Here is a 17,826-nt window from a genome sequence, read left to right as displayed (position 1 = left end):
TTGACCAGGCCGGCTGCCATGCAGCGCCGCAGGCACCTCATTGAACAACCAGCGGAACAGATCGTTGTCACGGAAACGGCCATGGCGATTCTTCGAGAAGGTCGAATGATTGGGGACTTCGTCTTCCAAACCCAGCCGGCAGAACCAGCGATAGGCCAGGTTCAGGTGCACCTCTTCGCACAATCGCCGCTCGGAACGAATGCCATAGCAGTAGGCCGACGACTAACATTGCGCACCATCAATTCCGGGTCAATCGAGGGACGCCCAATGGGGCTATAGAAATCCGCCAGGTAGGCGCGCAGATCACTGAGATCCAGGCACTGGTCGATGCTGCGCAGGAGATGTTGGGTCGGGACGTGATCTTCCAGATTGAACGAGTAGAACAGGCGCTGCTGTCCTCCCGGTAACTGTCCCATCATGCTGTTCGCCCCCAACGCTCGCTGACAGAGCAATTTTGCCAACGGCATAGGGGGGGCGCTACTTTTTCAACAGAATCGGCCGATAGCTGCCTTTAGGTTCAATAGTAGGAGGGCGAATCCCTATCCTTATTCCCCCTGGTTTCAATGTGGCGACCTGGTTGCTGGAAAAGGATGCATGGGAGTGGGGCAAAAATGGGGCAAACCGGACGCCATTCAATGCCCTGTAATGCCAAATGGCTATCTATCCACCTTTGTAAATAAAGCCCTGCAGCTCTTGTTAGTCGGGGCTGTAGGGCTTTTTTGCGTTAATACCCAAGCACAATCGGCGTATGTGGTATTCGGGGAGTGGCGGATTATTTTACCTCCATCGGCTCGCGTTCGATCTCGCACTCATCAGGCTGGGGGACTTCTTCAGGGAAGATTGAGTCATCAATAAAGTCTGCTACTTGAGCAAGTTTAATTTTCTTATTTCCTAGCGCGTTATCGAGCGTAAGGCAGACGGCAATCCATCTTTTTGCCCACGTGAGATTCTCAGCATTGCTGGCCATGTCTTTTGCAAAGGCTGCAAGGCTTTTTTTCGAGCCATCTTTCAACTCGAATTTTTCAAGGTCGCCAGAGACATCAACTGAAAAATTCGAGAACCATGTTGAATGAGCTGCATGGCACTCACTGATCCAAGTATCCGGAAATAAGCATAAGCTGGAGATATCTACGGTGCCGGGGGCAGTCCAAATGAGCTTGCAAGGTGTCTAGAGAATCCGGGGCGATTCAGCTTGTCATGCCGTGCCTATCAATCACGGCGCCAACGGCCATTTTCATCGTCGCTTTGAGCAAAGGGCGGCCATACGGACGCATTACGCGGCAGGCACAGTAGAGTCATCGTATATTCGTATTTTTCGGACTGGATCTTCATCTCACGCACACTGGTGCTTCTATCAGCATATGGAAACCATAGCGATGCTGGAAGCTCAGTTCCTTGGCGCTCCTGCGCAATGGTAGGGGACGCTGCCAATGAACCTGCAGGAATTTCCACAGCGCCTTTGCGTGTCCGAAAAAAGGCTCCGTTCTTGCGTGCAGTAGCACTGGGGAATGCCCACTTCATGAATCCATCGCAAGAAAGAATGAGTACCGCACTCTCTTCGGTGCACTGAATCCATTTCAATGCGGCAGCCGTCAGTGAAACGCCATAGCGCATCGCACAGTGACGCAGCACCTCGAAGTCGACGCTTGTGGTGAGCTGGTTACGGAAGTCGTTAAGCGGCATCAGCAGGAAAGAGGCGAATAGATCAGCTTCGGCTTCAATATTCTTGTCCTCCCATGACAGCATGTCATCACTGCTGCATTTGAACTCGTCGCGCTTGAGGCGGTGCAGAATGTAATGACCAAGCTCATGGGCCTGGGTAAAGCGGATTCGACCGAGTGACTCCAACCCATTGTTGTAAAGCAGCATCCAGCGGCTTCTTGCTTCGTTGGCAAATAGCGCCCCATCAAATCCCTTGATATCGACCGCATCCACCTTGGCAATGGGATCAGGCCAGTTAAAGACCTCTGCTGTTTCCAGAGCAAGTTTTGGTACATCTACGGGAAAGCGCGGAATCCCATGAGCCTGACTGAAAAAATCACAAATCTTGGTCAGTCGAATTGCAGCTTTCTGCGGTGTCCATACCTCAGGCTCAGGCATTTTCAAAAATCCTTTTTGAATGTATCCAGAATCTTTCTCAGTTGTGCCTTGGCATCTGGTTCAAGATTCTTGTATCCACGAAAGAAAGCCTCGTCGAGATGTTTCTCTTCAGGCTCCCTCAGATCATCCTCGAAAAAGTAAGCAGTGCCTACTCCCAAAACATCTGCCAACGCGGTGAGCTTTTCAGCAGAAGGGCGTTGAGATTCCCGATTTTCAAGCTCCCATAGGTAGCTCTTGCTCAACCCCGCCATGTCCGCAAGCTTTTCCAAGGTCAACCCTCGCTGCTTGCGCAAGTCGCGAAGCTTCTCGCCGAGATGGGTAGCCATGTCCTATCTCCTCCAGTAGTAGTGAAAAATGTACCACGATTCCGAACAAATCGTTTGACAAGGACGGTAGGCGGGGGCACTTTGTTACAAAGTTCGCTATTCCGAACTTTTTGTTTGGCTCGACGACATGCCCTTTGAGCTCCTCGCCCGGCCTTAGTACCTACAGATCTCCAAGGGGGATGAGATGTCGAAAGAGCACGTTGATCACAAGGATATAGCCCGATTTGCGGAAGAGCGGGTGAATCTACCCAAAGAAAAAGCGAAGGAGTACCGGGAACAGGCAGGGCGCCTGCAGGATAAGCTGGAAGGTTATCTGTCGGATCATCCTGACTTTTCGCTCAAGCGCATGATGGTGTCGGGCAGCTTGGCCAAGGGCACGGCTCTGCGTTCGCTGAATGATATTGATGTTGCGGTTTACATCAGTGGCTCCGATGCACCGCGGGACACCCGCGCTCTTCTGGATTACCTGGCGGAGCGACTGCGTAAGGCGTTCCCGAATTTCAGCGCGGATCAAGTCCAGCCTCAGACGTACTCGGTAACCGTGTCGTTCAAAGGGTCTGGCCTGGATGTCGATCTCGTTCCGGTCTTGTACTCCGGCTTACCGCAGTGGCGGGGTAATTTGGTTAGTCAGGAGGATGGGTCTTTCCTTGAAACCAGTATTCCGTTGCACCTTGAGTTCGCGAAAGCGAGAAAACGCGCGTCCCCGACGCATTTTGCTCAGGTTGTTCGACTAGCCAAATACTGGGCACGCCTGATGAAGCAGGAGCGTCAGGACTTCAGGTTCAAATCCTTCATGATCGAGTTGATCCTTGCCAAGCTGAGCGACAACGGCGTGAACTTCTCCAATTACCCTGAAGCCTTGCAGGCGTTCTTTACCTACCTGGTCACCAGCGAGCTCCGCGAGCGAATCGTCTTTGAGGATAACTACCCTGCCTCCAAGGTGGGCCCTTTGACTGATCTGGTACAGATCATCGACCCGGTTAACTCCGAAAACAATGTGGCCCGTTTGTATAACCAGCGCAATGTCGACGCGATCATCGACGCGGCAATGGACGCAGGTGACGCTATCGATGCCGCATTCTACGCGCCGACTAAACAGCTGACGGTGGGCTATTGGCAGAAGGTCTTTGGCTCTTCTTTTCAGGGGTGATCACGCTATGTCTTCCTACAGCTTGACAGTTGCTGAGTCGCAGACTTTTACCGTCACCCATGCTCGCCACATGGCAGCCAAAGTTGCAACGGATTTGCGCCGTATGCAGCGCTTCTATGGCAAACCCAGCGATGTCTTGATCGAGCAGTACGAGGCTGAGCTGATTGTGCTGCTCAAGGCAGGGTATCTAGGGGAGGTGACGTACGGCTTTAAACGTGGCGACGATTGGATCGAGCCGACACTGAGATACACCGCAGGCGACCTGATTGGATCGGGCTCTGACGATGATCCAGGGCGTGTTCGGCAGGGGCGGGACGTATCTGGTGCGTCTTTCTATAGCTTCCTGACTTATAGCTCGAAATACCATAACGCTTCGTCTGCAGATACGGAGAGCGCCCTGAAGGACTTGCCCTTTGCGCGCGGCAGCGCATCGGAGCCAGGCATCAGTGGTTATCTCGACAACGACAAGACCTACTCAGCGGGCGGTCGCGCCCTCAATCGCGCAAGCGTAAGGAGCTACTGATGAACGTGAAACCGTCTCTGGACGAACTGTTTGAGCGGCGCGTGTCTTTCCCTGACTTTGAACCACAGGAACGTCTGGCGCGACTTGTGGGTCTTGATGATCAAAAGGATCGGCTAGCTAAGGTACTGGGCTTGCTGGTCAACCCTTTTGGCTTGCAGGAGTGGGCGGAGAAGTATCACCCGCAAGCTCGGGCTGCAGTCGATACCGTAATGCGCCGATCACCTCTTGCTGTACTGGCTGGGGATGTCGGATCTGGGAAGACTGAGTTGGCGGAGACGATCGGGGACGCTGTCGCTCGGCAAGAAGGCATCGATATCACATTGTATCCATTGAGTCTCGCGACCCGGGGTCAGGGACGAGTGGGCGAAATGACTCAACTGGTTTCGGCTGCCTTCGACTACACAATCGAGGCTGCTGAAAAGCTCAAGAATCGCAGTGGTAAGGCTCGGGGGGCGGTGCTGCTGCTCATTGACGAGGCTGACGCCCTAGCTCAATCCCGAGAAAACGCTCAGATGCACCATGAGGATCGAGCGGGAGTAAACGCCTTAATTCGCGGCATCGATCGTATTGCAAATCAAAAGCTGCCGGCAGCTGTGCTGATGTGCACCAACCGTCTAAAAGCTCTCGACCCTGCAGTCCAACGGCGCGCGGCGGAAGTCTTGACATTTGGCCGTCCTGACGACACCCAGAGGCGGTACTTGCTGACGACCAAGTTGCAAGGCATCGGGTTGAGCGTTCAGGTGATTGATGAACTCGTTAAGCTGACCGGCCCGCGAGCAACTGATGCGCCGGGTTTTACATTCTCCGACATCAACCAGCGACTGATCCCTGCCATTGTGCTTTCGGCCTACCCGCGCTCAGCAGTGGACGCTAGAACAGCACTACTGACAGCCAAAGCAATGTTACCAACACCCGCTTTCCAGGATCGCTAACCAGTTGGGTCGAGCAGGTGCTAGACATGCTGCTCGCCCCATATCCGTTTTTTCGGAGGCAGTATGTCAACATGGTCACTCTCTACATTGCTTGCATCTCTGCATGACGATATCCAGCTACGTTTAGGGACAGCGCGCAAAGCGTTTGCACATCCCGGCGCAAAGGGTGACGCGAGCGAGGGTGTGTGGATCGAGATGCTTAATACGTACCTTCCCAAGCGTTATCAGGCTGCTAATGCGTTTGTAGTAGACAGCCTGGGCAACTTCAGCGACCAGATCGACGTAGTTGTCTTTGATCGGCAGTATTCCCCATTCATCTTCAAATTTGATGAGCACATCATCGTGCCAGCAGAAAGCGTTTATGCTGTTTTTGAAGCAAAGCAGACAGCTTCGGCGGATCTTGTGGCCTATGCCCAGCGAAAGGTCGCCAGCGTTCGCAAGCTTCACCGTACTAGCCTGCCAATACCACACGCAGGCGGTGTGTACCCAGCTAAACCATTGATTCCAATCCTGGGCGGTCTGTTGACCTTCGAGAGTGATTGGAGCCCGGCATTGGGGCGGTCGTTCGATAAAGCTCTCAAAGTGGATACGGCTGACGGAAGACTAGACCTCGGTTGCGTGGCTTCCCATGGTCATTTTTTCTACGATGTCGGCAGCAGTACTTTTAATTTTGAAAGTGAAAATAAGCCAGCGACGGCGTTCTTATTCAAGCTCATAGCGCAGCTCCAATTCAGCGGCACGGTGCCCATGATTGACATTGATGCCTATGGAAAGTGGTTGGCCAAATAGTTGTCTACTGATTTGCGTAGCCGCCCAGTAGGTAAAACAATGCGTGGCGTTGACTGCCTGCTTCGACGCTCCCAAACCTGAACAGCGTGCCCGGCGCTCTGTCATCAGCACTTGGAAAGCCACGCGCAGGACACGTTAGTTAAGAGTGTTTTAGGTTTGTCGAGGAATGGTAAACGGCGGCGTGACCCAACAGGCTGCCAGCCGCCAGCGTCGCCTCTATGAGGTTTAGAAAAACTAATCCGACTACAAGGGCCTAAGAGCTCGCTTTTGTCGTGAGTTGGCAAATGGACTGGAAAGCTCAAGCGCTCCGAGCGCTGTGATCGAGGGTTCAATCGCCTGTTTTTTCTCCGACTCAGTCTGGAACACTTCACTGAAAAGTCAGCCTGCTCCCCAGGCTCGAAGGCCTTGATATCTGCGAGCCAAAGGTTAGCGTCCGGCCAACTCACCTTGCGTAAATCCAGCCCTATGGCAGACACCACCCGGGTTTATGATCTTTGTCGAAACGGCTTACCTGAAAGGAGATCGCCCGATCCTGGCAGTAGGGCAAGTGATAGTGAAACTGATCCCCATCGAGGCATGGTTGCACCAAGTCGTTGTTTGCCATTGTGACTCTATCTAGATCTTCCGATTCCGGAGAGCTTAAAGCACCTAGGTGCAGGTTTCGCTGGAAAGTCTCGGGGAGTAGCGCAAACCATGTTCACCGTTACGGGGCAGAAGAGGGCAAGGAGGCTAGGGCAGATACTAGAATTGTTATCTGCCGTGTATGAAGTCCATACAGCAGCGGTGACACGTGTTTATAGGTGTCAGCAGATTACTGACAAATCGCTAAAAAGCTCCGTGCCACATCTACGACTGAACATAGTGAAAATTTGATCCATAAAGTGCTAATTTCGTTTTAAGAAAAGTTAGGGATTATATCATTTTCATATAGAATTTTCAGATATTCGCTATGCAACTGAAGTAAGCTTAGGTTCTGAGAGCGAAGTTTGTCTGCCTCCTGCCTCAGATTGGTGTATGCCACTAGTAAGCTTTGCCTTGACATAGTTTCTCCCTTTGTTGTATGTCCGGATTTTATGTGGCTTTTGGCAATCTCAAATTCCTTGTGGATTGTTCCGTTCTTCGTTTTGTATAATGATGTTCTTTCATATAAATAACCTGTAACGGTTTGGATTTTTTTTATGAAGTTATTCCAGCTCAGATCGCCTTCTTTTTCGACATTCCAGTTTCTGAGCATTTCAATAAAAGCCGTAGTGTCCTCGTCTGTTATTCTTCTGCGCTTCATTTGTAACTCCTATTTTGGAGAGCTTTCAGTGCTCTTAAAACAGCGCCGTAAGAAATCTTTATGCTTGGGTGCAGTGTTAAAATATTTTCGTATATTTTAGATGTGTCGCAATCGATTTCGAACTCGCCTTCATTTGCGCAGCAAGAAAGTATCAGTCTGTCTATGTTCCAAAGTGGTTTGTTCGAACCGTTGAATTTTATTAGTCCGGATTTTGCGCTCTTCTCTCTGATGTGATTAAAGATTTCTAATAGCGTATTGTCTGAGAAAATGTATGCTTTATTGAGTGTGAACCCTGTTTTTTTTTCAAATTTCGCTAAAACAGATTCCATGGTAGGAAGCCCATCTTCAATTCTCCATTCTTTAGCGAATTGAGAGAAGCATTCATAAATGTTTTGATGGTTGCCATCCGGAAGTGCTGATTTTCTCTCGCAAACTAAGGCTCCATGAGTAGAGATGAATATCAAACCGATGTCGTGCAAATGTTTCCGTTTTTCTAAAAGTTTTTTGCGAATTTCAGAATTTTTCTCTAGCGCAGCAAGAGTTATTTTTGCATATGAAAAATTTGTTTTGATTTGTTTTGCTACCTTTGGGAGTGTAGGGCAGCCGTGAAATTTGAAGTTCCAGGTTTCCAAAACTTGTGAAACTATGTATTCATTGTTCCAGTACCATCTTAAGGACGAGTCTCTCTTAATTAGATTTGTACTGAGCATTCGATTGCCAAGGCCCTCATAAGCGCGCTGCATGGAGCTGTTATTCAAGATGGCTTGATGTCGAATCAAAGTGTTATATTTAGCCTTAAAGCTACTGCAAACATTTTTCCAAGAGGGAAGTCCATTATCTACAGTCCACGAATTCATTAGTGATTCAAATGATTCTAAGGTGTTGTTGTCTATGCTGCGAATTAGAATTCTACCATGCTTATAAGCCTGTTTTTTAACTTGATCTGCGTTTAGGGTGCGAGAAATAATCGCTTTTGAAACTATGTTGTCTGTTGGAGTGTCTGGTGCTAGTGCGCATAATGCGTTGGCGGGAACCGAAGTGTCCGAGCAAATTTCTATTTGCTTTTTGTATCTTGAAATTTTGTTTTTATGTGAATTAAGAAATTTTTCCGCGCCGGGTTCTCCTTTGTCTACTGCAATTTGAGCCGCGGCTATCACTGGCTGTAGTTTTTCTACCATTCTATGTGCTGCTAATAATGATTTGTCGTCCCCTCTCTTAAAGCAATGTTCAGAACAGTCAATACATTGAAAGACATTGGGGCACGGACCTGAGTTATAGTTGTGTCGGCATAGACCAAGTTCTGTTACGTGAAGCGATCCAATTTTGGTTTTAAAGAATTGCTCAGTTGATACCCCAGTTTGTTTGTGTTCCTGCTCGTATAAATCATCTAAAAAACCGCCGAACTCAAATCCTGCCCCAATGGCATTTTCATCAATGAGGTCAATTTTTTCCAAAGAAGTACGATGATCATAATCGTCATTTTGTTCCACTGAGCTTCTACCAGACCACATTGCAATCAATCGCTGGTCTATGTGTTTGCTCTGCGCCAACGTATTAAGTAAATGACGCATAGCATGTGTGCCTAAGGAAAGGTCTTCACGCTCGCGGCCTCGGAAAAATAATCTACCAAACCATGATTGGAGCTTGTTTGTCGAAAAAAAACAAGGTACGTAATTGCACTGCCAATATGTTTTGAACTTGGGGGTTTTAGAGGAGTATGGATATACAAATAAGCAATCCTTATATTCAACATTGGAAACGCCATCTACGAATGGGAAGGTAGGTGATAAGTTTTTGATAACCCAAGCGTAAAGGTTAGCCGCACTGATGAAAGCCGCGTCCTTAAGTAAAATTTTTTCATTGTGACGGTAATAGTTTGAAGAATCTGACTGAAACAACCTGCCTAGTCCAGGAGGTAAAATTGCGGCAGGTAATGAATTGTTTCTGTTCGCATATAGTTTTTGAGAATACACTCCATCGCTTCGCTCGTAACCGATCAAGGCTAATGCCTCTGGAACATTATATGTTTTCCGGTCTCTTAAATGCTCGAGGCCTTTCGGGATGTATATTACGTTGTTCTTTTTGTACCAGGCTGCCGCGTCTCTTGCGGATATGCCAAATTTGATAAGCGTATGGACTGCTTCTCTGACAACCTCCTCAAACTCGGCACAAGGTGGCCTCTTTACGACGGACTTACCGTTTTTTGCTGGTATAGGAAAGCGTAAACCAAATCCATCCAGAGACGTAATACAGTCGAGACTCAACGTGACTATTTCAGAGGATCTAGAAGGCGCATAGTTCAATAGTGCGAACGCTGATGAGACCATCGTTTCAAAACCATTCTGAGGAAGCCTGAATGATTCAGCCAGCATTTTGCATGCGTCGAGATCTGGCAAGAGTGTCTTTGTTGAGCGGGGTGGCCTAGTATGAGGATTCTTAAGATATTTTATATTTTCTGGGGATAAATTATATTTCTTAAAGGTTTTACCTATATTAGCAAGTCCGGCCCCTATACGATGCTTTATTCCCAGTGAGAGGTTGTTTTTATTTGAAGCGCGAAGAAAGTCTGAGTTGGTGATTTCCCATGGTTTTTTAAATAAAGGTAGAGAATCAATAAGAAAATAGAATCCAGTCGCAATATCTCGAGATTTCTTTTTTTCTTCCAGTGAGCGGATAAGATGAAATAGTTTAAGCGTGGCAATCCAGTCCTCGTCTGCGCAGACGCGTTTTGAATACGACACTTTCTTTTTTATAATTGGGGGGTAGCGCATGGGCAAAATCACATGGGTCGCCTTTAAGCATCATATTCTTCGGGAGCTTGTATTTCAATGATAGATTGATATTTTTTCCGCTCATTATTTGGTCCTGGAATAGCGGAATAAATACTTTCTTGAAAGATTCAAAGTTTAGCTTAGGTGTGTTTTTACTCATGAGGCGCGCTCTTGGTTAACACTCAGTTTTGAGATCCACATGTCGCATGCCTTTACATATTCCAATACCGTATTTTTAATTTTAATGTCAGGTTGACTTTTGTATTCGCTGATTAGATATTCTTTATATTCGCCAAATGGTGCATCTCGGAATGGTTCAAATTTCGAGCAAAGCAGGCATGCAATTGGTGCATGATCTGTACAGTTTGCCATGGTTCCGCAAACGCCAATTGGCTTTGCTTGTGCAATTCCATAATGGCGTTGTATCGAGTTAGGCATTTCCAAAACGGCTTTTTCATATCCGCCCTCATAAGGTGAACCTAGAAATAATTTCGCAATGGAGGTAAGTGCTGGTCCTAATTCCTCTTTGATCCTGGCTTGTGCTTCAGGTATAGAATCGATATAAGAATTTGCCGAGGAAAGATTGTTGTGCAAACCTAAGTACATGAGTTCATGTGCGCTTGCTCCATTTACAGCTGCGCGTGTTAGCAAAGTGTGTTTAAATCTAATGAAATTTAGATTTACTCTTCCTCCAGTAACCCTGCTACTTCTAACACCCATTTCATAAATCACATTCTTAAGTCTTGCCATTAGGGAAGTAGCATTGCAACGGGTATTGGGCAGTTTTTTTATTTCCTCTTCGGTAATCGTAAGCCCAGCGACCCCAGAGGAATTATGGATTAAATAAGTTCTATCCCTAGTAATGCAAATAGGTACCATATAATCGAGTAGGGTGTTCACCATGGGGGGGAGTCTGACATTGATGTAGACAGGTTTATTCTTTCTTTTCTGCTTGATTATTTCAATTTTCAGTGTCCAGTTTTTCTGGGGTTCACTGTAAGTTAAGTCATTTAGCTTTATGTTGAGAATTTGGCTTTGCCTATATCCGAGTACCAGAGCCAAAAAGAAAACGGCTAAGTGTTCAATTTCCAGCAGACCATTTTCGTAACCGTTGCAGATAGCGAAGGTTATATCTCTTACCTCGGTTTCGGTCAGTGCTCCATTAACAGGGTCGGCCGAGCTTATGGCGCTCCCGTTTTTTCTTGATGATGTACGGATTATATCAACTGCTAAATTATACTCGTCACACCATAGAACTTCTTTGTCTCCATTGCATGCAACTAGAAATTTTTTCATATTAGGGTTGACCTTTAACCACTTTATGAAAGAGGACCATAGTTCTTTGTTTTCACTTATCTTGTGTATTACGCGTCCTTGGCTGAGGGTGGGTTCACTAAGCAGCTTACAAAGCTGTTTGAGTTTCGTGCAGAACGTCTTAATGCTAGATAACGCATAGCATTCTGCTATGCGTGAGCAAAGTTCATGGCGAAATGACTCTATGATGTCGTCGCCTAGATAGTTTTGCATCTGCTTGAAATCTATCGTGCACTGGCCACTCAAGGCCTCATGTTTAATTGTTAGTTCTGATCCAATAATAAAATCAATTTTTGTTTTTTGATGGTATACGGTTATTTCTTCAAATGGTCGGTTTAATTCATTTTTAGTCGTTTGACTGTGCACCATAACTAACGTCCTTGCTAAGTTTTTTGTGGAGAGATCGGTCTTCTGATAATAATCGTTCATTACCGATTTTTTGAAATGCATATTTTGCATAGTGTTCTGGCATTGAAGACCTCAAACTCCATCCCATCTGAATTCGAAGGACGCTTAATGCGTTGGAGATGATTCTCTCTTTTTCTCTTCCAGTGGCAAAGGATGCTTTTTCATATTCGTTAAGAATGAAGTTGCATGCCCAGGAGTGCCGTAGACTATGAGGAGTGATCTTTAATTCAAGTTGGTCGCTCAGTGTTTTGAAAATCTTACCTACAGCATCGTTTGATAGCGGTTGCCCAGAAATACCGATGATTAAGAATGGATGTTTGATGCTCGCCTTTATTTTTTTTCTTTCGATAATATATCTTTCGATAAGTCCCCATAATGAGTCCGAGATTTTCAGCTCTCTGTTAAATGTCTTTACGGTTGCGGGGGACGATCTAGGATCCAGGCTCATATCAGTACTCGCTTCAATTTTTGTAGTTACATATCCTCGATTTTTTCGTTGAAATCCATCCACTCTTATACCGAGTAACTCACTGTTTCTGATGCCTGATTCACGCAGAAGGTGAAATACAACTAGATCCCTATGTATTAGAAATTTTTCTCTGATTTTTGAGTTTGATTTTATTGTTAAATCCATTTTTATATAGTCTTCATTTGTCCAGGGCTGAACAACATTCTCATTGTCAGAGTGGTGGCTTCTAAGTTGATTTTTGAGTCTGCCTGTAAAGTCGCTAAGAGATTTCCTTTTATCCTTGTTTGTGCTGAGTATTAATTCTTCAGCGATAAATTCTAGAAATTTTTTTGCTATACCGCATCTTCTGTCATAAGTGGAGTTAGATACTTTTTTCGGATTTATCATGCCTATTCCCGCGATTCGATTTTCGAGGGTGGATTTTGTTTCCGTAAGGTGACTGCGTAATTTTGTAAGCTCTCCATTAGTGAGAAAGCTTCCGTTTGAAAATCTTTTTATATAGTCAATTTTTTTATATTGGAAAAACAATATGACTAGACAAAGGTCATAACTATACGTGATTAATGATTTTGGTCGAGTTGTGGGGTGTTGATTGATAAGCCAATAGTTTGCCCAAAAGACCGGCTTGTCATTGTTAAAAATCAATGCTGTGGGATTGCCGCATGGGCTTTTGAATTCAATTACTTTCATGCCGATTCCCGCACTGGATAAAGTGAAGGGGCGGTTGGTGTCTTTGAATTATTTTTTAACTTGAGGAGCAGATACCCGTCAGCGATTACTAACGCAGTAGCTTCAATCTGATTTGGTGGGATGTTAAATTGATAGTTTTCAAAAATAGCAGGTGCCCGACGCATATCAACGATTCCTTGATAAAGTAAACATCAAAGTCAACGCTGATCACTCGCACACTGCCAAATTTCTTAGGGGCTTTAGTGTTTCAAGCTGAACTAGCTGATGGACTAGGCAGACCTACGCCGGGGCTGCCGCTAGAATCAATTATGCACAGGAATTTAGATGAATCAACGGGTGATTCGTGCTTCGGCTAAATTTATATAAGTAGTCAACACGTTGTATGCAACGTATAAAGTCCATGTTGACTTCACGGTTTCCATTACTTTGTTGACAGGACAATCTAATTGTCCCCGTTTACACTGAAGAATATATAAATAGTCAACAAAAGGTTCTTCGGGCGGATAATACCTGGCCACCGTTGCGGCCGCTGGCGCCCCAGCCGATCTTGTGGCTTTCGACGATGGCCACTTTCAGGCCTTTTTCCGCCAGCTCCACGGCGCTGGCCACGCCGGTGAAACCACCGCCGATAATCACCGCATCCACCGACACCTCGCCTTGCAGGGTGGGGTAGGCGGTGGGGTCATTGAGGGTGGCGCTGTAGTAGGAAGGGCAGCGCTCGGCTGCCGCCGTCACCAGGTTAAGGGCGGCTGTCATGGGTCTCTCCTTGCACATGTAAGGGCCGGGCCGACGCAACGCTGCGCCGGCCGCCGAAGGGGCTGTGGTGGGCCGGTATCAGGCCTGGGCCAGGTACCAGCGCCAGTCCTGTTCGCCGACCTCGGCCATGAACTGGCGGTACTCGGCACGCTTGACGGCCAGGTACACACCGAGGAATTCGGCGCCCAGGGCATCCCGCGCCCAGGCCGAGTGTTCCAGGGCGGTCAGCGACGTCAGCCAGTCGGTGGGCAGCAACTCGGTGGCCTGGGCGTAGCCGTTGCCGCTCACCGGTTCCCCCGGGTCCAATTGTTCGCGCAGGCCGCGATGGATGCCGGCGAGGATTGCCGCGGCGGCCAGGTAGGGGTTGGCGTCGCCGCCGCAGATGCGGTGTTCGATGTGCCGGGTGTGGGCCGGGCCGCCAGGGACCCGCAGGCTCACGGTGCGGTTGTCCACGCCCCAGGTCGGCGCCAGGGGCGCGTAGCTGTTGGCCTGGAAGCGGCGGTAGGAGTTGGCGTTGGGGCAGAACAGCAGCAGGGAATCCAGCAGCGAGGCGAGCATGCCGCCCACCGAGTGGCGCAGCAGCGGAGTACCGGCCGGGTCTTGTGCGGCGTACAGGTTGTGGCCCTGGGCATCGGCGAGGCTCACGTGCATGTGCATGCCCGTACCGGCCAGGTGGTCGAACGGCTTGGCCATGAAGGTGGCCTGCATCCCGTGCTTGTGGGCGATGGCCTTGACCAGGCGCTTGTAGCGCACGGCCTGGTCCATGGCTTCCAGGGCGTCGCCGTGCTCCAGGGTGATTTCCACCTGGCCCGGGGCATATTCGGAGATCGCTGTGCGCGCCGGAATGCCCTGCAGCTTGCAGTTGGCGTAGAGGTCGGCGAGGAAGGGTTCAATCTGTTCCAGCTCGCGCAGGCCATAGACCTGGGTGCTGCGGGGGCGGCCACCGTCGGCGTCCAGGGCCGGTTGCGGTCGGCCGTGGCTGTCGCGCTGGGCGTCCAGCAGGTAGAACTCCAGCTCGCAGGCCATCACCGGGTAATAACCGTCGGCCTTGAGGGCGTCGATCACCTTGATCAACAGATGACGCGGGTCGGCAATGCTGGCGGGCAGGCCCTCTTGCGGGTGCATGCTGACCTGCACCGCAGCGGTGGGAATCTGCCGCCAGGGCAGGCGCACCAGGCTGCCGGCCAGGGGGTAGGCGCGACAGTCGATATCGCCCACGTCCCAGACCAGCCCGGAGTTTTCCACGTCGTCGCCATTGAGGGTCAGGCCGAGGATGGTACTGGGCAGCGGGCGCCCGCTTTCGTACACCGCCAGCAGTTCTTCGCGGTGCAACAGCTTGCCCCGGGGCACGCCGTTGGCGTCGAGGATAAACAGCTCGATCATGTCGATATCGGGGTTGGCGGCCAGGAAGGTACGGGCCTCGTCAAGGGCTGCAAAGTTCATCGTTCTCTCGCTTGCGCCGTTTCAGGCGCGCAGGTTCAGTTCACGCAACGGCGCCGTGCTTGGGCCGGTTGCAGGGGCAGAAGTGAATGCGGGGAAGCTGTACGCGTCTGGGTGCGCGTTCAGGCTGAGAACGAAGTATCCGGAGGGCGCGAGGAATGACGCAGGCGGGAACGGCACAGGGCCATGGGCAGGTTGACCAGCAGTTTCATCGCTGCCCCCCTGGCGCGAGGGGGTGGGTGCAGCGGCGATGAACGCGGGCCGTTTCCCTGGCCATGTCCGATCCCCTGCACGGGGCAGCGGCGACAAGCAGGCGAGGGCAGCGGGTACTCGGGGCGTTCATGGGGCCGGTTGATCTCGTTAAGGATTCACGGACTTTTTTTCAAACGAGGCACACCGTTTTACCGGGAGTGAAAGCAGATTCCAAGGGGGGGGTGTCGAAAAATAATTGACAGACTGGGCGGGCATGGCGCTGCCACAGGGGGAGCGCCGGGGCTTATTTTTCGCTGAGCTGGGCCACCAGGAAATCGATAAAGGCCCGGGTTTTCTGCGGCACCCGGCGCGCCGAGGGGTACACCGCGTGGATGCTGATGGGCGGCGCCTGCCAGTCACACAGCACCGGCATCAGGCGCCCGGCGGCCAGGGCGTCCTCGACGATAAAGTTGGGCAGCAGGGCGATGCCCATGCCGGCCTCGGCGGCCTGGGCCAGGAGGTCGCCGTTGTTGGCATGCAACGGCCCGGTGACGTGCACCCGTTGGGTGTCCTTGCCATTGCTCAATTGCAGGCTGACGCCGCTTTGCAGGTAGCCGTAGTTCAGACAGGCGTGGCTGCTCAGCTCCTTGGGCGTCTGTGGTGTGCCCGCCCGCTTCAAGTACGCGGGGGAGGCCACCATGATTCGCGGTGCCGGCGCCAGCAAGCGCGCCACCATGGACGAATCTGCCAGGCTGGCGATGCGGATGGTCACGTCGAAACCGCCGCGCACCGGGTCCACTTGCTGGTCGCTGAGCACCAGCTGCAACTCGATGTTCGGCTGCTGTTCATGGAACAGCGGCACCAGCGGCCCCAGGCGGCGCAGACCGAACGACATCGGCGCGTTGACCCGCAATACTCCGCGCAACTCACTGATGCCATCGCGCGCGCGCTGCTCGGCTTCGTCCACAGCGGCCAGGACTTCCCGTACCGACTCGTAGTACTCGGCGCCGGCTTCGGTCAGGTGCAGGCTGCGGGTGGTGCGTTGCAGCAACTGCACACCGATGGCCTCTTCCAGGGCCTGGATCTGTTTGCTGACCTTCGAGCGCGGCACATCCATCGCCCGGGCCGCCGCGGCAAAGCCATTGGCGTCGACGGTGACGACAAAGGCGCGCATGCATTCAATGCGGTCCATGATTGTCCCTGTTTTGGAATCAATGATTCTCGATTTTAGGGAATTGTCCCTTTTTGGTCCAGTCCGTAAATTAGCCACCAAGCCGGCGCACAACGCTAGACAAGGCAACCGCCCCGGACCCCAGACACTTAATCAATCTCGACATCAAAAGGAACACGCCATGTCCATCCGTGAACTGCTCAACCCAACCAACTCCGCCCTGATCCTGATCGACCACCAGCCGCAGATGTCCTTCGGTGTGCAGTCCATCGACCGCCAGACCCTGAAGAACAACACCGTGGCCCTGGCCAAGACGGCAAAGATCTTCAACGTGCCGACCATCCTCACCTCGGTGGAAACCGAAAGCTTCAGCGGCTACATCTGGCCGGAACTGCTCAGCGTGTTCCCTGATCAGCAACCCATCGAGCGCACCTCGATGAACTCCTGGGAAGACAAGCCACTGGTGGCAGCGGTCAAGGCCACTGGGCGCAAGAAACTGATCATGGCGGCGCTGTGGACCGAGGTCTGCCTCAACTTCCCGGCCCTGGAGGCCCTGGCTGAAGGTTACGAGGTGTACATCGTCACCGACGCCTCGGGCGGCACCACCAAGGAAGCCCACGACATGTCCGTGCAGCGGATGATTCAAGCCGGCGCAGTACCGGTGACCTGGCAGCAAGTGCTGCTCGAATACCAGCGTGACTGGGCCCACAAGGAAACCTACGACGCCGTGATGGACCTGGTGCGCGAGCACAGCGGCGCCTACGGCATGGGTGTGGACTACGCCTACACCATGGTGCACAAGGCCCCGCAACGTCAGGCCAAGTAAGCCCCGAGCACACAGGAGGGCGCCTGCGGGCGCCCGATCTTTTTCCCCGGGTAGGCGGAGCCTGTCATGAATATGCAATTGGCTGACGGCGTGGTGACACTGCTGGTGCGGCATCGAATCAAAGCGGGCCAGGACCAGGCCTATGAAAGTTGGCTGCGCCGGACCATTGCCCGGGCCCGCAGCTACCCGGGGCACCTGGGCATCGACGTGGTGCGCGGCCACGATGGCGGGCTGGCGCTGTTCACCAGCGTCCTGCGTTTTGCCAGTATCGAGTTGTTGCAGCAGTGGCTGGATTCCACGGAGCGCCGCGACCTGGTGCACGAGGCCCGGCATCTGCTGGCCGATGGCGACCAGACGGAAATCAACGGCGAACGGGAGTTCTGGTTTACTCCGCCCCAGGCCAATGCGCCGACCCCGCCTCCGCGCTGGAAGCAGGCTTGCGTGACCTTCATGGTGATCCTGCCGTTGAGCATGCTGATGCCCTGGCTGTGGCAGCAGGTGTTTAACCGGTTGCCATGGCTGGGCGGCTACGTGCAGTCCAATGTGCTGATTACCCTGAGCATTGTGTTGTTGGTGGTCTATGTCTTTATGCCACGGGTGACGCGTTTGTTCGCCGGCTGGTTGCGCTGAAACCTGTGGATGCAGTGGGTAAGGCGCGCCATCAATTAATCATCGCCATTAAAAAAG

General features: G+C 51.0%; 15 protein-coding genes and 2 pseudogenes. 6 read left to right on the top strand and 11 right to left on the bottom strand.

The window, feature by feature from the left end:
* The 4 genes and pseudogenes from M1B34_RS31245 to M1B34_RS31230 all read right to left on the bottom strand — a co-directional run.
* A pseudogene (locus M1B34_RS31245) lies at positions 1 to 419 on the bottom strand (transposase); the annotation flags it as partial.
* Positions 420 to 772: 353 nt separating this feature from the next.
* The gene (locus tag M1B34_RS31240; RefSeq protein WP_268267136.1) at positions 773 to 1,012 is read right to left on the bottom strand and encodes a hypothetical protein; all 240 of its coding nucleotides are present in this window, start codon (positions 1,010 to 1,012) and stop codon (positions 773 to 775) included.
* A gap of 197 nt (positions 1,013 to 1,209) precedes the next feature.
* Complete coding sequence (locus M1B34_RS31235; RefSeq protein ID WP_268267135.1) at positions 1,210 to 2,100, bottom strand: ImmA/IrrE family metallo-endopeptidase; 891 nt, start codon at positions 2,098 to 2,100, stop codon at positions 1,210 to 1,212.
* A gap of 2 nt (positions 2,101 to 2,102) precedes the next feature.
* Positions 2,103 to 2,426 carry a helix-turn-helix domain-containing protein gene (locus tag M1B34_RS31230; protein ID WP_099775649.1) on the bottom strand — a complete coding sequence of 108 codons (324 nt, stop codon included), beginning with the start codon at positions 2,424 to 2,426 and terminating at the stop codon, positions 2,103 to 2,105.
* A gap of 184 nt (positions 2,427 to 2,610) precedes the next feature.
* Between M1B34_RS31230 and M1B34_RS31225 the strand changes: the two genes are divergently transcribed.
* From M1B34_RS31225 to nucC, 4 genes are all read left to right on the top strand, one after another.
* Positions 2,611 to 3,576 carry a CBASS oligonucleotide cyclase gene (locus M1B34_RS31225; protein WP_268267134.1) on the top strand — a complete coding sequence of 322 codons (966 nt, stop codon included), beginning with the start codon at positions 2,611 to 2,613 and terminating at the stop codon, positions 3,574 to 3,576.
* A gap of 7 nt (positions 3,577 to 3,583) precedes the next feature.
* Positions 3,584 to 4,099, top strand: coding sequence for an HORMA-1 domain-containing protein (locus tag M1B34_RS31220; RefSeq protein ID WP_268267133.1), 516 nt, complete (start codon positions 3,584 to 3,586; stop codon positions 4,097 to 4,099).
* On the top strand, positions 4,099 to 5,031 hold the full coding sequence (locus M1B34_RS31215) for an AAA family ATPase (protein ID WP_268267132.1): 933 nt from the start codon (positions 4,099 to 4,101) through the stop codon (positions 5,029 to 5,031). Before M1B34_RS31220 ends, M1B34_RS31215 begins: the two co-directional genes overlap by 1 nt.
* 63 nt (positions 5,032 to 5,094) lie before the next feature.
* The gene (gene nucC / locus M1B34_RS31210; protein ID WP_268267131.1) at positions 5,095 to 5,820 is read left to right on the top strand and encodes a CBASS effector endonuclease NucC; all 726 of its coding nucleotides are present in this window, start codon (positions 5,095 to 5,097) and stop codon (positions 5,818 to 5,820) included.
* Between the two features lie 895 nt (positions 5,821 to 6,715).
* Here the strand turns inward: nucC and M1B34_RS31205 are convergent.
* The 7 genes and pseudogenes from M1B34_RS31205 to M1B34_RS31175 form a co-directional block, all read right to left on the bottom strand.
* Positions 6,716 to 7,102 carry a hypothetical protein gene (locus tag M1B34_RS31205; RefSeq protein ID WP_268267130.1) on the bottom strand — a complete coding sequence of 129 codons (387 nt, stop codon included), beginning with the start codon at positions 7,100 to 7,102 and terminating at the stop codon, positions 6,716 to 6,718.
* Entirely contained in the window at positions 7,099 to 9,885 is a 2,787-nt protein-coding gene (locus tag M1B34_RS31200) for a hypothetical protein (protein WP_268267129.1), read from the bottom strand. The genes M1B34_RS31205 and M1B34_RS31200 overlap by 4 nt, the downstream gene beginning before the upstream one ends.
* A gap of 144 nt (positions 9,886 to 10,029) precedes the next feature.
* Entirely contained in the window at positions 10,030 to 11,556 is a 1,527-nt protein-coding gene (locus M1B34_RS31195) for a tyrosine-type recombinase/integrase (protein ID WP_268267128.1), read from the bottom strand.
* Complete coding sequence (locus M1B34_RS31190; RefSeq protein WP_268267127.1) at positions 11,534 to 12,754, bottom strand: site-specific integrase; 1,221 nt, start codon at positions 12,752 to 12,754, stop codon at positions 11,534 to 11,536. The genes M1B34_RS31195 and M1B34_RS31190 overlap by 23 nt, the downstream gene beginning before the upstream one ends.
* Before the next feature lie 507 nt (positions 12,755 to 13,261).
* A pseudogene (locus tag M1B34_RS31185) lies at positions 13,262 to 13,510 on the bottom strand (FAD-dependent oxidoreductase); the annotation flags it as partial.
* Positions 13,511 to 13,588: 78 nt separating this feature from the next.
* On the bottom strand, positions 13,589 to 14,953 hold the full coding sequence (locus M1B34_RS31180; protein WP_268267126.1) for a glutamine synthetase family protein: 1,365 nt from the start codon (positions 14,951 to 14,953) through the stop codon (positions 13,589 to 13,591).
* Between the two features lie 493 nt (positions 14,954 to 15,446).
* Positions 15,447 to 16,334 carry a LysR family transcriptional regulator gene (locus M1B34_RS31175; protein WP_268267125.1) on the bottom strand — a complete coding sequence of 296 codons (888 nt, stop codon included), beginning with the start codon at positions 16,332 to 16,334 and terminating at the stop codon, positions 15,447 to 15,449.
* A gap of 160 nt (positions 16,335 to 16,494) precedes the next feature.
* Here M1B34_RS31175 and M1B34_RS31170 point away from each other — a divergent pair, with 160 nt between their 5' ends.
* Positions 16,495 to 17,139 carry a hydrolase gene (locus M1B34_RS31170; RefSeq protein WP_123331850.1) on the top strand — a complete coding sequence of 215 codons (645 nt, stop codon included), beginning with the start codon at positions 16,495 to 16,497 and terminating at the stop codon, positions 17,137 to 17,139.
* Between the two features lie 66 nt (positions 17,140 to 17,205).
* A complete protein-coding gene (locus M1B34_RS31165) occupies positions 17,206 to 17,769 on the top strand; it encodes an antibiotic biosynthesis monooxygenase (RefSeq protein ID WP_268267124.1) in 564 nt (187 codons plus the stop codon).
* Positions 17,770 to 17,826 lie beyond the last annotated feature (57 nt).

Origin of the sequence: Pseudomonas morbosilactucae, assembly GCF_023241715.1 — a bacterium.
GTDB classification, from domain to species: Bacteria; Pseudomonadota; Gammaproteobacteria; order Pseudomonadales; family Pseudomonadaceae; genus Aquipseudomonas; species Aquipseudomonas morbosilactucae.
This window is presented reverse-complemented; position numbering and strand designations above follow the sequence as displayed.

Bases quoted from the DNA above. Each gene is read 5' to 3' on its own strand.
- nucC (WP_268267131.1), top strand. From the start codon at position 5,095: ATGTCAACATGGTCACTCTCTACATTGCTTGCATCTCTGCATGACGAT.
- M1B34_RS31215 (WP_268267132.1), top strand. From the start codon at position 4,099: ATGAACGTGAAACCGTCTCTGGACGAACTGTTTGAGCGGCGCGTGTCT.
- M1B34_RS31180 (WP_268267126.1), bottom strand. From the start codon at position 14,953: ATGAACTTTGCAGCCCTTGACGAGGCCCGTACCTTCCTGGCCGCCAAC.
- M1B34_RS31190 (WP_268267127.1), bottom strand. From the start codon at position 12,754: ATGAAAGTAATTGAATTCAAAAGCCCATGCGGCAATCCCACAGCATTG.
- M1B34_RS31225 (WP_268267134.1), top strand. From the start codon at position 2,611: ATGTCGAAAGAGCACGTTGATCACAAGGATATAGCCCGATTTGCGGAA.
- M1B34_RS31195 (WP_268267128.1), bottom strand. From the start codon at position 11,556: ATGGTGCACAGTCAAACGACTAAAAATGAATTAAACCGACCATTTGAA.
- M1B34_RS31230 (WP_099775649.1), bottom strand. From the start codon at position 2,426: ATGGCTACCCATCTCGGCGAGAAGCTTCGCGACTTGCGCAAGCAGCGA.
- M1B34_RS31205 (WP_268267130.1), bottom strand. From the start codon at position 7,102: ATGAAGCGCAGAAGAATAACAGACGAGGACACTACGGCTTTTATTGAA.
- M1B34_RS31170 (WP_123331850.1), top strand. From the start codon at position 16,495: ATGTCCATCCGTGAACTGCTCAACCCAACCAACTCCGCCCTGATCCTG.
- M1B34_RS31165 (WP_268267124.1), top strand. From the start codon at position 17,206: ATGAATATGCAATTGGCTGACGGCGTGGTGACACTGCTGGTGCGGCAT.
- M1B34_RS31220 (WP_268267133.1), top strand. From the start codon at position 3,584: ATGTCTTCCTACAGCTTGACAGTTGCTGAGTCGCAGACTTTTACCGTC.
- M1B34_RS31235 (WP_268267135.1), bottom strand. From the start codon at position 2,100: ATGCCTGAGCCTGAGGTATGGACACCGCAGAAAGCTGCAATTCGACTG.
- M1B34_RS31175 (WP_268267125.1), bottom strand. From the start codon at position 16,334: ATGGACCGCATTGAATGCATGCGCGCCTTTGTCGTCACCGTCGACGCC.